Origin of the sequence: Streptomyces sp. NRRL F-5126 (assembly GCF_000721265.1) — a bacterium.
In the GTDB taxonomy this organism is placed as follows: domain Bacteria; phylum Actinomycetota; class Actinomycetes; order Streptomycetales; family Streptomycetaceae; genus Streptomyces.
Map to the genome: position 1 here is coordinate 250,653 of NZ_JOFZ01000007.1, position 13,983 is coordinate 264,635.

Sequence of the window (13,983 nt, forward strand, 5' to 3'; positions counted from 1 at the left end):
CCCCTTCGAGTGCCCGCCGGACGGACGACACGGCGCGCTCACGGCGACACGCCCGGGTGTCCCACTCATGCAATTCTCAGGTTGCGGGGTCCCGTGCCGCCGCCGAGGGTGGGCCGCAGTCGCTGCCCCGGTGGATCCGATCAAGGAGAGTGTCGTGCCGACCCTGTGCAAGCCCGCCGTCTCGGTGCCCGAGCACGTCATCACGATGGAGGACACGCTCGAGCTCGCTCGCACCCTCCATCCCGACCACCCCCAACTCCCGCTCGCACTAAGGCTGATCGGCAACACCGGAGTGGCGAAGCGGCATCTCGTGCAGCCGATCGAGGAGACGCTCAAGCACCCGGGCTTCGAGAGCCGCAACGCGATGTACGAGGCCGAGGCCAAGGCCCGCGTACCGCAGGTGGTCAGGGAGGCACTCGGCAACGCGGAGCTGCGCGCCGAGGACATCGACATGATCGTCTACGTGTCGTGCACGGGGTTCATGATGCCGTCGCTGACCGCCTGGCTGATCAACACCATGGGCTTTCCCGGCCACACCAGGCAGCTGCCCATCGCACAGCTCGGCTGCGCCGCCGGGGGAGCGGCCATCAACCGGGCCCACGACTTCTGCGAGGCCTACCCCGACGCCAACGTCCTCATCGTGGCCTGCGAGTTCTGCTCCCTGTGCTACCAGCCCACGGACCTGGGCGTCGGCTCCCTGCTGTCCAACGGCCTGTTCGGCGACGCCGTCGCGGCGAGTGTCGTACGCGGCAAGGGCGGCACCGGGATCTCGCTGGAGCGCAACGGCTCCCACCTCGTGCCCGACACCACCGGGTGGATCGCCTACAGCGTCCGGTCCACCGGCTTCCACTTCCTGCTCGACAAGCGGGTGCCCACCACCATGGAGCCGCTGGCGCCGGCGCTGCGCGCCATGGCCGCACAGCACGGCTGGGATGCCGGCGAGCTCGACTTCTACATCATCCATGCGGGCGGCCCCCGCATTCTCGACGACCTGAGCCGCTTCCTCGAAGTACCCCAGGAAGCCTTCCGGTTCAGCCGCGCCACGCTCACCGAGTACGGCAACATCGCCAGCGCGGTAGTCCTCGACGCCATCCGGCGTCTCTTCGAGGAGGGCAGCGCGGCCGACGGCGCGCGCGGCATCGTCGCCGGTTTCGGCCCCGGGATCACCGCCGAGATGTGCCTCGGCCGCTGGGCGAGCGAGCTGTCCGAGGCCGCCCTCACGACGGAGCGGCAGGTGCTGGGATCCGCGCTGCGCGGCACGGCCGCGGGCCACGGCGCCGACACCCCGACGGAGACGGTGCTCTGACCATGACGACACACGCTGCCGCACCCGACGCACCCGGCCACGGCGACGTCAGGTTCTGGGACGTCCCCGACCTGCCGGGCCTGGAGTTCGACCCGTTCCTCGACGAGATGGTGCGAGAGGACCCCGTCTCCCGGATCAGGCTGCCCAACGGCGAGGGCTTCGCCTGGCTCGTGACGCGCTACGAGGACGTCAAACAGGTCACCAACGACGCCCGCTTCAGCAGGCAGGCGGTCGTCGGACGCTCCGTCACCCGGCTCGCGCCGCACTTCATCCCGCTGGAGGGCGCCGTCGGGTTCGCCGACCCGCCCGACCACACCAGGCTGCGCAGGTCCGTGGCCAAGGCCTTCACCTCGCGCGCCGTGGCCCGGGTCGAGGAGAGCGCCCAGCGCGTCATGGACGGGCTCGTCGACGCGATGCTCGCCGAGGGCGCGCCCGCCGATCTGATGGCCCACGTCAACGGGCCCTTCCCGCTCGCGGTGGTGAGCGAGGTCGTCGGCGTGCCGAAGGAGGACGGCCCCCTGATGAAGGGCTGGACCGCCTCGATCCTGTCGTCCGCCCACGGCAAGGAGCACAGCGACCGCGCCAAGCAGGAGATCGGCGCCTACTTCACCGACCTGCTGTGCCGCACGGCACCCGGCGAGGACACCCTCGCCTCGCTGCTCTCGCGAGCCGTCTTTGACGACGAGCTGACGCTGCCCGAAGCCGTCGCCCTCGCCGTCCTCATCCAGGTCAGCGGCGCACACGCCGTCACCAACAACAGCGCCAACATGCTCTACGCGCTGCTGACCCACCCCGACCAGCTGCGGCGGCTGCGGGACGACCCCGCACTGATGCCCGCCGCGATCGAGGAGCTGCTGCGGTTCATCCCGCACCGCAACGGTGTCGGCCTCTCCCGCATCGCCCTTGAGGACGTCACCGTCGCAGGCGTCACCATCAGGGCGGGCGACGCGGTCTACGCCTCCTATCTCACGGCCAACCGCGACCCCGGCGTCTTCGCCGACCCGGACACGCTCGACTTCGGCCGCGAGCAGAAGGCCCACCTCTCCTTCGGCCACGGCCCGCACTACTGCGTCGGACCGATGCTGGCGCGGCTGGAGTCGCGCATCACGCTCGCCACCCTCCTCGACCGCCTGCCGGGGCTGCGGCTCGCCGTCGCGCCCGAGGATGTCCGCTGGCGGCGCGGTGCGCTCATCCGCGGACCCGAGAACCTGCCCGTCACCTGGGACATCGCATGACCGCACGACCGACAGGGAGCGCCGCATGACCGACCTGACCCTCCCCGCGCGCGAGCCGGGCGCCGCCGCCCGTGAAGGGCTCGTCGTGCCGCCGGGCGGCGGCAGAACCGTGCACACCGCGGCCCAGCACGTGACGTTCAAGGTCACCGGCGAGCACTCGCGGGTCTCGTCCAGCTTCGAGGTGGTCGTGCCGCCGGGCTTCGACGTGGGCGCGCACCGCCACACCCACAGCGAGGAACTGTTCTACGTCCTCGAGGGCGAGCTCGATGTGATGGCCTTCGAGCCGCGTGTCCTGACGGGGGACTGGCGGCACTGGGAGTCGGAGTCCGGGCTCACCGCGGTTCGGGCCGAGCCGGGCACCGTCATCGCGGTGCCGCCCGGCTGCCCGCACGCCTTCGCCAACCGGAGCAGCACCCCGGCGAAGATGTTCTTCCAGGCATCACCGCCCTCCGACCACGAGCGGTACTTCGACGAGCTGCTGGACATCCTGAAGCAAGGGGGGCCGCCCGACCCCGCGGCCATCGACGCACTCAGGGTGCGCTACGACATCCAGCAGCTGACCCCGCTGCGCCACGACGCCTGACGCCCGCGGCTAGCGAGGTGCGTTGAGCAGCGCGCGGACCGTGCTGCGGGCTGAAGGCACTTTGTGGCCCGCCTCGAGTTCGATGAGGGCGGTCTCCGAAGCGAGCGCCATGATCAGGCGGGTGGAGATCCGTGCCGGTGCCAAACCGAGCACGCGGACGCTCGGCTCGGCCAGCCTCGTCAGGCGGGCCACGCGCTCGGCCATCGCCTCCGTCATGACGCCCCGTGCCGACATCTCGAAGACGAGTGCCTTCACGCCGTGGTTGGCCAGGCACACGTCCAGGTAGGCGTCCACGGCGGCGACGAGGAGGTCGCGGCCGGGTTCGAAGCCGGCGACGGCAGCCGAGACGCGGTCGGCGACCTGATCGTAGAAGCGCTGGTGGAGGGCGTCGACGAACGCGTCGCGGTCGGGGAAGTAGACGTAGAAGGTCCCCTTCGCGACCCCCGCACGAGCGGCGACCGCCGACACGCTCAGCCCGCCGAGGCCGTCGCGCTGAGCGACGGCCTCGCCGGCCTTGAGCAGGGACTCCTTGGTGCCCCTTCCCTTCGGGGTCACCGGCGTGGAGCCGGGGCGCGCGCTGTCGCCGGGAGATGGAGGCACGAGATCCATTGTAGGAGCCCACAAAAATGACTGTGCGGTCATAAAAAACTGACCGCTTGGTCATAAATACGCTACCGTCGTAGAACCGAACGCGGAGATCGACGGCTCACGCAGGCGGGGAGTGTGCGTGGGGCAATGGGGAGTGGACGACATGAACGGTGAAACGGTGCTGGTCACCGGCGGCTCGGGATTCGTGGGGGCGCATGCCGTGCTGCGGCTGCTCGAGACCGGCCGCACGGTGCGCACGACCGTGCGCGCGCCGGACCGCGAGCAGGCAGTCCGCGCGATGCTGCGCACGGGCGGCGCCGAGCCGGGCGGAGAGCTCGAGTTCGCGGCTGCCGACCTCACGTCCGACCAAGGGTGGGCCGACGCGGTGCAAGGCTGCGCATACGTCCTGCACGTCGCGTCGCCCTTCCCGGCGACCGTGCCACGGGACGAGAACGAACTGATCGTCCCCGCGCGTGACGGCACACTGCGCGTACTGCGCGCCGCACGCGACGCGGGGGTGCGCAGGGTCGTGCTCACCTCCTCCCTCGCGTCGATCAGCTACGGCCACGCCGATGTGGACAGGACATTCACGGAGGAGGACTGGACCGATCTCGGCGGCGCGCACGTCGCCCCCTACGCGAAGTCCAAGACCATCGCCGAGCGCGCCGCGTGGGACTTCGTGGAACGAGAGGGCGGGCCCCTCGAACTCGCGGTCGTCAACCCGGTCGGCGTGCTCGGGCCGGTGCTCGGTCCCGACTTCTCTACGTCCGTCACGCTGATCCAGCGCCTGCTCGACCGCGATATGCCGGCGCTCCCGCGCCTGTCCTTCAGCTTCGTCGACGTCCGTGACGTCGTCGACCTCCACCTGCGGGCGATGACCGACCCCGCCGCCCGTGGCGAGCGCTTCCTCGCCGCGGCCGGCGCTCCGATGTGGGTCGCCGATGTCGCGCGCGTGCTGCGCGACGGCCTCGGGCCGGCCGGGGAGCGCGTCCCCACCCGCCGACTGCCGGACATCCTGGTGCGCCTGGCCGCACGCGCGGACGCGTCCCTGCGCGGCTTCGTGCCGGAACTCGGCAAGGTCAAGAAGGCGAGCGCGGACAAGGCGCGAAACGTACTCGGCTGGCGGCCCAGGACGAACGAGGAGGCGATCATCGCCTGCGCCGAGAGCCTGATCGCGCTCGGACTCGTGAAGTCGGACTCGTGAAGAACGCGTAGAGCGGGCCGGAGCCCAACAAGGGCCGGACCAAAGGCCCTAGGCTTGACGTGCGCGGCGTGCCACGTCGTCGCCCGTACCGGAGGAAGGACCCCGCATGGCGGCCACGACCGCAGACCGTCCGCACCCCGGCAGGCAGGGCCTGCGCGCCCTGCTGGCGTCCGGCCGGCCCTCGTTCTCCTTCGAGTTCTTCCCGCCGAAGACGGAGGCGGGGGAGCGAACGCTGTGGAAGGCGATCCGCAGGATCGAGGCGCTCTCGCCGTCCTTCGTCTCGGTGACGTACGGCGCGGGCGGCTCCTCGCGCGGCCGGACCATCGAGGTGACCAAGCGCATCGCGGCCGAGACCACCCTGCGGCCCGTCGCCCACCTCACCGCCGTCGGCCACTCCGTCGCCGAGCTGCGCCACATCGTCGGCCAGTACGCCGACGCGGGCATCCGCGACGTACTCGCCCTGCGCGGCGATCCGCCGGGCGACCCGAAGGGGCCGTGGGTGCCCCACCCGGAGGGCTTTACGCAGGCCGGTGAGCTCGTCTCCCTCATCAAGGAGCTCGGGGACTTCACGGTGGGCGTGGCCGCCTTCCCGGAACGGCACCCCCGCTCGGCGGACTGGGACAGCGACGTGCGGCACTTCGCCGCCAAGTGCAGTGCAGGCGCCGACTACGCCATCACCCAGATGTTCTTCGACGTGGAGGACTACCTCCGGCTGCGCGACCGCCTCGCCGCGGCCCGCTGCGCCACCCCGATCATCCCGGAGATCATGCCCGCGACCGACGTGCGGCAGATCCGCCGGTTCGCCGAGCTGAGCGACGCACGCTTCCCCGACGCCCTCGCACAGCGCCTCGACGCGGCGCGCGAGGACCCCGCCGAGGGGCACAGGATCGGCGTCGAGTACGCGACCACGATGGCGGAACGACTGCTCGCGGAAGGCGCGCCCGGACTGCACTACATCACCCTGAACCGCTCCACGGCGACGCTGGAGATCCACCAGAACCTCGGCGTGGGACCCCGCCCCGCGCCGCCGCTCGCCACCCTCCCGCGCTGACCGTCCGCCGTCCTCGCACGGCCAGGGGACCGCACGCCGGGAGGTACGGGCACCGCGTCGTACGATGCCCCCATGGAGCAGCGCGTATTGGGCAGGACCGGCCGTGACGTGTCCGTGGTGGGTCTCGGCACCTGGCAGTTGGGGGCCGACTGGGGCGACGTGGCGGAGGCGGACGCCGCCGCCGTGCTCGACGCGGCCGTCGAGTCGGGCGTGACCTTCTTCGACACCGCCGACGTCTACGGCGACGGCCGCAGCGAGCAGATCATCGGCGGCTACCTCAAGCGCCGCCCCGACGCCGGGGTCTTCGTCGCCACGAAGATGGGACGCCGCGCCGAGCAGCTGCCCGAGAACTACGTCCTGGACAACTTCAGGGCCTGGAACGACAGGTCGCGCGCCAACCTCGGCGTGGACACCCTCGACCTCGTCCAGCTGCACTGCCCGCCCACCGCCGTCTTCGCCTCGGACGAGGTCTTCGACGCGCTCGACACACTCGTCGATGAGCGGCGCATCGCCGCGTACGGCGTGAGCGTCGAGACCTGCGCCCAGGCGCTCACCGCCATCGCGCGCCCCGGCGTCGCCAGTGTGCAGATCATCCTCAACCCCTTCCGCCTCAAGCCGCTCGACGAGGTGCTGCCCGCCGCGCGCGCGGCGGGCGTCGGCATCATCGCGCGTGTCCCGCTCGCCTCCGGCCTGCTGACCGGCAAGTACACGAAGGACACCGTCTTCGCCCCGGACGACCACCGGTCCTTCAACCGGCACGGCGAGGCGTTCGACCAGGGCGAGACCTTCTCCGGCGTCGACTACGAGACCGGCCTCGCTGCGGCAGGCGAGTTCGCCGCGCTCGCCCCCGACGGCGCCACCCCGGCGGCGACCGCGCTGCGCTGGATCATCCAGCAGGAGGGCGTGAGCAGCGTCATCCCCGGCGCCAGGTCGGTGGCCCAGGCGCGGGCCAACGCGTCGGCCGCCGCGCTGCCCGGGCTGCCCGACCGGGTGCTCGACGGCGTGAGGGACCTCTACGACCGCAGGCTGCGCCCCTCCGTCCACGGCCGCTGGTAGGCCGCGGGAGTGAACCACGGGGCGCGGCGGGCGACACGGGGCGGACACGGGGGGCCGTCTTCTGTGGCTGGACCGCGCCCGGCGATGTAGCGTCGCCATCAGCTGTCGTGGTTCCGAAGTGCCGCTCGCCCGTGACGCTCCGTTGCGGGCGTTCGTGTTGTTCAGCGCGTCCACGGACCAGGGCGATCACCTCCGGGCTCCCGTACGGTGCGGGGCCCTCGTGTCCCGGAAAACGGAGAATCGGCATGGCCAGTGGCATCGTCAAGTGGTTCAACTCGGAGAAGGGCTTCGGCTTCATCGCGCAGGACAGCGGCGGTCCCGACGTCTTCGCGCACTACTCCAACATCGCGATGACCGGCTTCCGCGAGCTGGCGGAGGGCCAGAAGGTCACCTTCGACGTCACCCAGGGCAACAAGGGCCCCCAGGCGGAGAACATCCTGCCGTCCTGACCCGGCACGGCCCGCCGCGAAGCGGGCACGCGGTCAACGCAGGGCGTGGGTCCGGCGGCAGTCGCCGCCGGACCCACGCCTTTGTCAGTGCCCCGCCGCGCCGCCCCGTGCGGGTGCCCGGGTCCCTCGTCTGCACGTCCCCCGATGGCGCACCCCCTCGCGAACAGCTCTGATGGGACGAAAGCCAGCGCCCAGCGTGGCGCAGTGATCCACACGGTGTGTGCCCCACCCGTGGCTGTTCGGCAGAGGGAGCCGCGCCCATGTCACCCCATCCGCAGACCGCACGACAGGACCATACGGGCCCGGGCGAGGACCAGGCCCACCGCCACGAACCGATACGCACCCTGCTGTGGACCGCGGCGACGATCCGTCCGCTGGACGAGGTCGCCGCGCTCGTCGCCCTGCTGCGGCGCACCGGCGAGGTGCCGAGCCCGGCCGACGAGGCGCTCAGGGCAGCCGCTGTCGCCAGGCCCCTCGACGAGGTCAGGCAGCTCGTCCGCATGCTCAACGAGCCGCCGGAGCAGGCCGAGGAGGCCGACACCACGCTCCGTGCCGTGGCGGTGGGCCGGCCCATCGAGGACGTCGTGCAACTCGTCAGCATCCTCGGCAGCGAGGAGGGGGGCGGCCACCGGCGCGTCCCCCGGCGGGTGAACGCCGAGCGCGCCGCGCGCCGGACCGGCTCCGCACCGGCGCCCGCCCCCGCAATCGCGCCCGAACCGGTGCCCGTCATGGCCGCGAAGCCTGCGGCCCGGGCGACGGAGCCCGAGGACCGCGCACCGGCGCAGGCCGTACGGACCGGGACGCCTGAGCAGCAGGCCGCCGCGCCAGGGTCCCCGGCGCGCAACGACGTGACGCCGGACACCGCGAGGCCGGACACCGCGAGGCCGGACACCGCGAGGCCGGACACCGCGACCCCACAGACCGCGCCGCAGGAGGCCGCCCGGCCGGCCGCGCCGCAGCCGGCGGACGCGGACACCTTCCGGTTCGTGCCGCCCGCCGCCGCCCGGCCCCAGCACTCCGGCCGGGACGCGACGGCGCACCGTGCGCCCTCGGCCGTCGGCACGCCACAGGCGCTGCGGTCCGTGCTGCGCCGGCCCGCCGCGGTGGCGCTGCTGGCCATGGGCCTCGCCCACCTGCCGCGCAACCTTGCGCAGCTGCGTTCCGGCGGCTCCCCGGACGCACTCGCCGTGGTCGTCACGGTGCTGTGCCTGGTGCTCGCCGTGTGGCTGACGGTCCAGGACATGGTGTGGATCTGGGCGGCGAGCGCGGTGGCGGGCGCCGCTGTCCTCGTCGTCCAGTCCATGGTCGGCTTCGGCAGCGTCAGCCTGCCGGGCAGCAGCCTCGCCGGCGCGTACACCTGGGCACGGACCGTCGCGCTGGTGTGCGCGATCGCCGCACTGGCGCTGTCCGGCGCGGCCCTGATGCGCCGCAGGACGGAGACCACCGCGAGCGACGTCAGCTCGTAGGCCGCCACCGGCCGCGCACGTGAGGCGCCCAGGACCGACCGGACCGGGGCGCCTCACGTGCGCCCGCCAGACGGTGCCGCAGAAGCGCGGCCGTCACACGGCCGGCGCGCTCGGAGTGGTGTGCGTACCGCCGCCCTCGCCGCCCCGCGCCGACAGGGGAGTGGCGATGTCCTCGAGCGACCTGCCCTCCGCGGCCACCGCGAGAAACACCGCGACGAGCCCCGCGGCCGTCATCAGACCCGCACCGATGCAGAACGCCAGCACCGCGTCGCCGACGTTCCCACTGCTCGTCAGGGACGAGAACACCAGCGGCCCCGAGATGCCGCCGGCCGCTGTGCCGATCGCGTAGAACAGGGCGATCGCGAGTGCCCTCGTCTCCATCGGGAAGACCTCGCTGACCGTCAGGTAGGCGGAACTCGCGCCCGCGGAGGCGAAGAACAGCACGACGCCCCAGCACACCGTCATCGTGGTGGCGTTGAGACGGCCCTCGTCGAAGACCCAGGCCGTGGCGAACAGGAGGATCCCGGAGAGGATGTACGTACCGGAGATCATCTTCCGCCGGCCCACGGTGTCGAACAGCTTCCCCAGCAGCAGCGGGCCCAGGAAGTTGCCGAAGGCGATGGCGGCGAAGAAGTAACCGGTCGAACCGCTCGAGACATCGAAGAAGTTCACCAGGATCGAGCCGAAGCCGAAGGTGATGGCGTTGTAAAGGAACGCCTGGCCGACGAAGAGCGAGAAGCCGAGCACGGCGCGCTTCGGATAACCGGCCGTCAGGGTCTTCGCGATGGTCCACAGGCTGATCGTGCGGTGCTGCTCGATGGTGATGGAGCCCTCCGCCTCCGGCAGCCGGCCCCCCTTCTCCTCCTCCACCTCCCGCTCGACGTCGGACACCAGGTCCTCCGCCTGGCGCTCGTACCCGTGGATGAACATCCACCGGGGGCTCTCCGGCACGTGGCGGCGCACCAGCAGGATCACCAGGCCGAGCACCACACCCAGCGCGAACGTGAGCCGCCAGCCCAGGTCCTTGGGGAAGATGTTCGTGTTCAGGGCCAGCACCGAGAGCAGCGCACCGCCGACGGCGCCCAGCCAGTAGCTGCCGTTGATGATCAGGTCGACCCGGCCGCGGTACTTGCTGGGGATCAGCTCGTCGATGGCGGAGTTGATCGCCGCGTACTCGCCCCCGATGCCGAAGCCGGTGAGGAAGCGGAACAGGAAGAACCACCAGGCGGTGAAGGAGAGTGCCGTGGCCGCCGTGGCGGCGAGGTACACCGCCAGCGTGACCATGAACAGCTTCTTGCGGCCGAAGCGGTCGGTGAGCCAGCCGAAGACCAGCGCGCCCGCGCACGCGCCCGCCACGTAGAGCGCGGCGCCGATCCCCGTCACCTGGCCGTCGGTGATGGCGAGGCCGCTGCCCTTCTCCGAGAGCCGGCTCGCGATGTTGCCGACGACGGTCACTTCCAGGCCGTCCAGGATCCAGACGGTTCCGAGGCCGATCACGATCATCCAGTGCCACCGGGACCAGGGCAGCCGGTCCAGTCTCGACGGCACGCGCGTGGTGACCGTTCCGATCTCGGGCTGCGAGGATTGACCCATCGTCTGCACTCCTGGCCGGCGGCGCGTTCTGTCGGGCCACGGCGACGTGGCGCCGAGGACGGTTGGCTGCGGTTACCCGATGATCAAAGTGGATAAACCGCCGCAACCCGCGTCGCGTTGGGGCGAGTCGGTGACAGAGCGGGGGAGACAGCCCGATCGGGTGACGTCGGACGGGCCGACCGTTGACGGCAGGTGCGTCACACGGTGCCTGACCCCTCCTTGGCATGCAGTTCCGCACGGAGCACGCTCTCGGGTACCTGGAGGTTCCACGCCGTCATCACGGGGCGGTCGTGCTCGGTGCCCAGCCGGGACACCGTGCCGGTCTCCAGCTTGAACAGGCTGCCCGCCGACGCGTCGAGCCCCAGGTAACGGGCCGTCAGGACGCGCAGGAAGTGGCCGTGGGACACCAGCGCCACATCGTCGTCGCTCTCCGCCAGGGCCTTGCGCGCCAGGTCGAGCACCCGGTCGGCGCGTGCGCCCACCTGCTCGGGCGTCTCGCCCGGGTGGTCGGCGTCGCCGGGTTCCACGCCGTCCGTCCACAGGTCCCAGCCGGGGCGGGTGCGGTGGATCTCGTCGGTGGTGATCCCCTCGTAGCCGCCGTAGTCCCACTCGTGCAGATCGGTTGTCACCCGGTACTCCGTCAGCCCCGCGAGCTCGGCGGTCCGCTCCGTGCGGCCCAGCGGGCTGACCAGGACGAGCCCGACGGTACGGTCGGCGAGCAGCGGTGCGACCGCGCGCGCCTGGTCCTCGCCGTGCTGCGTGAGCGGGATGTCCGTGTTGCCCGTGTGCTGTCCTGACAGCGTCCACTCGGTCTCACCGTGCCGTACCAGGATCAACTCGCCCATGGGGGTTGCCACCCGCTTTCCCGCTCGCGTCGTTCGTACGGCCCTCGGCCGTCTCCGGGGGGAACAACCCGGCCGTGACGTGGCGCATTCCGGCGCGGGCCCGCCACCGTCGCCGCCGGGGCACCTCCCGGGCTTCCTCCCAGTGTCCCCTGTACCGGCTTCCCGGACACGGCGGGAATGCGACCGGGCGGGGGTGCGTTACACGACGTGAAACCACTTGATGAACATGACATCCGTGTTCGGCGGAAGGTCCCGGAGAGAAGCCGGGGCCCGCCGGGACGGGGTCGCGGAGAACGACTGGAGCACCCATGGCACGCAGTGAGATACGCCCCGTGGTCACCCTGCGGTCGACGGCCGGCACCGGGCACACGTACGTGACGCGCAAGAACCGGCGCAACCATCCCGACCGCCTCGAACTGCGCAAGTTCGACCCGGCCGCCAGGGCGCACGTGCTGTACCGCGAATCGCGCTGACCCGCGGGGGTACCCGCACAGCGTTCGCCACCGAGGAAGGAAGAGTACGCAATGAAGCCTGGCATCCACCCCGAGTCCCGTGCGGTCGTCTTCCGCGACACCGCCACCGGTGATGCCTTCCTCACGCGCTCGACGCTCGACTCCGACAAGAGCGTCGAGTGGGAGGACGGCAACACCTACCCCGTCGTCGACGTGGAGATCTCCTCCGCGAGCCACCCGTTCTACACCGGCAAGGGCCGGGTCGTGGACACGGCCGGCCGCGTGGAGAGGTTCGAGCGCAAGTACGGCTCGTACCGCGGGAAGTCCAACGGCTGACCCGCTCCCGTTCCGGCCGCCGCCCTCGTGGCGCAGTTCACAGGCGCTCGCCGCGCGGCGGGCCGGAACAAGCGGGTGCGGTGCGGCGTTGACGAAGACGTGGCCGCGAAGGGGACAGTGTCCCCGGGCCCACTCATAGCCCATGGGGAAGATCGTTCGGCTGAAGCCCCGTGGAGCCTTTCGCCGAGAGGCGACCGCCCTTCGCGACCACCCACGAACGGCCCCGGTTGGTATCCCCCGAACCAGCCGGGGCTTTTCCCTGCCCGACGTCCGTCCGAGCCGCCGTGAGGGCCTCCTCCCGCCCAGAGGCGCCGACCCGGCATACTGCCCGGCATGATGCAGCAGCCGGCAGCCCCGCGTGTGTCCCCGTTCTTCCCGTCCCTCGCCGACCCTGACGGGCGGCCCGCCCTGCGCTTCGGGCCGCGAACGGTCGGCTACGCGGAACTGGCGGCCACGGCGACCGAACTCGCGGCCAGGATCAAGGGTGCCGGCCGGATCGCCGTCTGGGCCACGCCGAGCGCCGACACCGCCGTCGCCGTGGTCGCCGCGCTGCTCGCCGGAGTGGCGGCCGTGCCGTTGAACCCGCGCAGCGGGGAGCGCGAGTTGCGCCACGTCGTCACGGACTCCGCGCCCGCGCTCGTCGTCGCCGAGCGGGACGCCGTCCTGCCGGCCGCCCTCGACGGGGTCGAACGCGTGGCCGTGCCCGCCGTGCCGGCGGCCGGCGGCCCTGCCGCGCCACTGCCCTGCGAGCCGGGCGAGGAGACCCCGGCGCTGATCATCTACACGTCGGGCACCACAGGACCGCCGAAGGGCGCGATCCTGCCCCGGCGCGCCCTCGCCGCGACCCTCGACGCGCTGGCCGACGCGTGGGAATGGAGCGGCGACGACGTGGTCGTGCACGCGCTGCCGCTGTTCCACGTCCACGGCCTGGTACTCGGTGTGCTCGGCCCGCTGCGGCGAGGCGGCTCGATGCGCCACCTCGGCAGGTTCGAGACGTCCGCGGTCACGCGCGAGCTGACCGCGGGCGGCACCATGCTGTTCGGCGTACCGACGATGTACCACCGCATCGCGAAGGCGCTGCCGGACGACGAGGACCTCGCGGCCGCGCTGTCCGGCGCGCGCCTGCTGGTCTCGGGATCGGCGCCGCTGCCGGCGCCCGACCACCGCAGGATCACCGAGGCCACGGGCAGGCAGGTGATCGAGCGGTACGGCCTGACCGAGACCCTCATGAACACCAGCGTGCGTCCCGGCTCCCCGCGCGCCGGAACCGTCGGCGTGCCGCTGCCCGGCGTGGAACTGCGGCTCGTCGACGACGCGGGCGACGTGCTCGGGGCGTACGACGGCGAGACCATCGGCGAGATCCAGGTGCGCGGGGAGAACCTGTTCACCGGCTACCTGAACCGGCCGGAGGCCACCGGGGCCGCGTTCAGCTCCGGTTGGTTCCGCACCGGGGACATGGCCACGCGCGACGGCGACGGCTGTATCCGCATCGTCGGACGCAGGGCCACCGACCTCATCAAGAGCGGCGGCTACAAGATCGGCGCGGGAGAGGTCGAGAACGTCCTGCTCGACCACCCCGCGGTCGCCGAGGCCGCTGTCACGGGCGAGCCGGACGACGACCTCGGAGAGCACGTCGTCGCCTGGATCGTGCCCGCGGACCCCGCGTCCCCGCCCACGGCAGGCGAACTGACCGCACATGTCGCGGCCCAGCTCGCCGCGCACAAGCGGCCTCGTGAGGTGCGGTTCCTCGATGCCCTGCCGCGCAACGAGATGGGCAAGATCACCAAGCGCGCGCTGACGCGCTGATTCTCATCCCCCT

The 13,983-nt window shown here is 71.9% G+C and carries 14 protein-coding genes; 11 read left to right on the forward strand and 3 right to left on the reverse strand.

Annotated features, from left to right (window positions below; translation table 11 throughout):
- Positions 1-154 precede the first annotated feature (154 nt).
- The 3 genes from IH48_RS0117405 to IH48_RS0117415 are packed head-to-tail and all read left to right on the forward strand — an operon-like array spanning position 155 to position 3,124.
- The gene (locus IH48_RS0117405; protein ID WP_078849811.1) at positions 155-1,306 is read left to right on the forward strand and encodes a type III polyketide synthase; all 1,152 of its coding nucleotides are present in this window, start codon (positions 155-157) and stop codon (positions 1,304-1,306) included.
- A 2-nt stretch (positions 1,307-1,308) separates the two neighbouring features.
- A complete protein-coding gene (locus IH48_RS0117410; protein WP_030904693.1) occupies positions 1,309-2,541 on the forward strand; it encodes a cytochrome P450 in 1,233 nt (410 codons plus the stop codon).
- Positions 2,542-2,566: 25 nt separating this feature from the next.
- On the forward strand, positions 2,567-3,124 hold the full coding sequence (locus tag IH48_RS0117415; RefSeq protein WP_037842304.1) for a cupin domain-containing protein: 558 nt from the start codon (positions 2,567-2,569) through the stop codon (positions 3,122-3,124).
- A 9-nt stretch (positions 3,125-3,133) separates the two neighbouring features.
- On the opposite strand, the gene IH48_RS0117420 is transcribed toward IH48_RS0117415, so the two are convergent.
- On the reverse strand, positions 3,134-3,724 hold the full coding sequence (locus IH48_RS0117420) for a TetR/AcrR family transcriptional regulator (protein ID WP_158710314.1): 591 nt from the start codon (positions 3,722-3,724) through the stop codon (positions 3,134-3,136).
- Between the two features lie 151 nt (positions 3,725-3,875).
- On the opposite strand from IH48_RS0117420, the gene IH48_RS0117425 reads away from it, so the two are divergent.
- The 5 genes from IH48_RS0117425 (at position 3,876) to IH48_RS33420 (ending at position 8,938) form a co-directional block, all read left to right on the forward strand.
- Positions 3,876-4,916 carry an SDR family oxidoreductase gene (locus IH48_RS0117425; RefSeq protein WP_030904708.1) on the forward strand — a complete coding sequence of 347 codons (1,041 nt, stop codon included), beginning with the start codon at positions 3,876-3,878 and terminating at the stop codon, positions 4,914-4,916.
- A gap of 106 nt (positions 4,917-5,022) precedes the next feature.
- The gene (gene metF / locus IH48_RS0117430) at positions 5,023-5,967 is read left to right on the forward strand and encodes a methylenetetrahydrofolate reductase [NAD(P)H] (RefSeq protein ID WP_078849813.1); all 945 of its coding nucleotides are present in this window, start codon (positions 5,023-5,025) and stop codon (positions 5,965-5,967) included.
- A 72-nt stretch (positions 5,968-6,039) separates the two neighbouring features.
- Complete coding sequence (locus IH48_RS0117435) at positions 6,040-7,023, forward strand: aldo/keto reductase (RefSeq protein ID WP_030904715.1); 984 nt, start codon at positions 6,040-6,042, stop codon at positions 7,021-7,023.
- Between the two features lie 245 nt (positions 7,024-7,268).
- On the forward strand, positions 7,269-7,472 hold the full coding sequence (locus IH48_RS0117440) for a cold-shock protein (protein ID WP_030904718.1): 204 nt from the start codon (positions 7,269-7,271) through the stop codon (positions 7,470-7,472).
- Positions 7,473-7,732: 260 nt separating this feature from the next.
- Positions 7,733-8,938 carry a hypothetical protein gene (locus IH48_RS33420; protein WP_037842306.1) on the forward strand — a complete coding sequence of 402 codons (1,206 nt, stop codon included), beginning with the start codon at positions 7,733-7,735 and terminating at the stop codon, positions 8,936-8,938.
- A 93-nt stretch (positions 8,939-9,031) separates the two neighbouring features.
- Here the strand turns inward: IH48_RS33420 and IH48_RS0117450 are convergent, their stop codons facing one another.
- Positions 9,032-10,531, reverse strand: a complete 1,500-nt coding sequence (locus IH48_RS0117450; RefSeq protein ID WP_030904733.1) for an MFS transporter — start codon at positions 10,529-10,531, stop codon at positions 9,032-9,034.
- A 197-nt stretch (positions 10,532-10,728) separates the two neighbouring features.
- The gene (locus IH48_RS0117455; protein ID WP_030904735.1) at positions 10,729-11,376 is read right to left on the reverse strand and encodes a histidine phosphatase family protein; all 648 of its coding nucleotides are present in this window, start codon (positions 11,374-11,376) and stop codon (positions 10,729-10,731) included.
- A gap of 308 nt (positions 11,377-11,684) precedes the next feature.
- Here IH48_RS0117455 and rpmG point away from each other — a divergent pair, with 308 nt between their 5' ends.
- The 3 genes from rpmG to IH48_RS0117475 all read left to right on the forward strand — a co-directional run bounded on the left by rpmG (position 11,685) and on the right by IH48_RS0117475 (position 13,970).
- Positions 11,685-11,849, forward strand: a complete 165-nt coding sequence (gene rpmG / locus IH48_RS34420; protein WP_051839960.1) for a 50S ribosomal protein L33 — start codon at positions 11,685-11,687, stop codon at positions 11,847-11,849.
- A 51-nt stretch (positions 11,850-11,900) separates the two neighbouring features.
- Positions 11,901-12,164 (forward strand): type B 50S ribosomal protein L31, encoded by a 264-nt coding sequence (locus IH48_RS0117470; protein ID WP_030904738.1) that lies wholly within the window; start codon positions 11,901-11,903, stop codon positions 12,162-12,164.
- A 360-nt stretch (positions 12,165-12,524) separates the two neighbouring features.
- Positions 12,525-13,970: an AMP-binding protein gene (locus IH48_RS0117475; protein ID WP_030904740.1), complete on the forward strand. Its 1,446-nt coding sequence runs from the start codon at positions 12,525-12,527 to the stop codon at positions 13,968-13,970.
- Positions 13,971-13,983 lie beyond the last annotated feature (13 nt).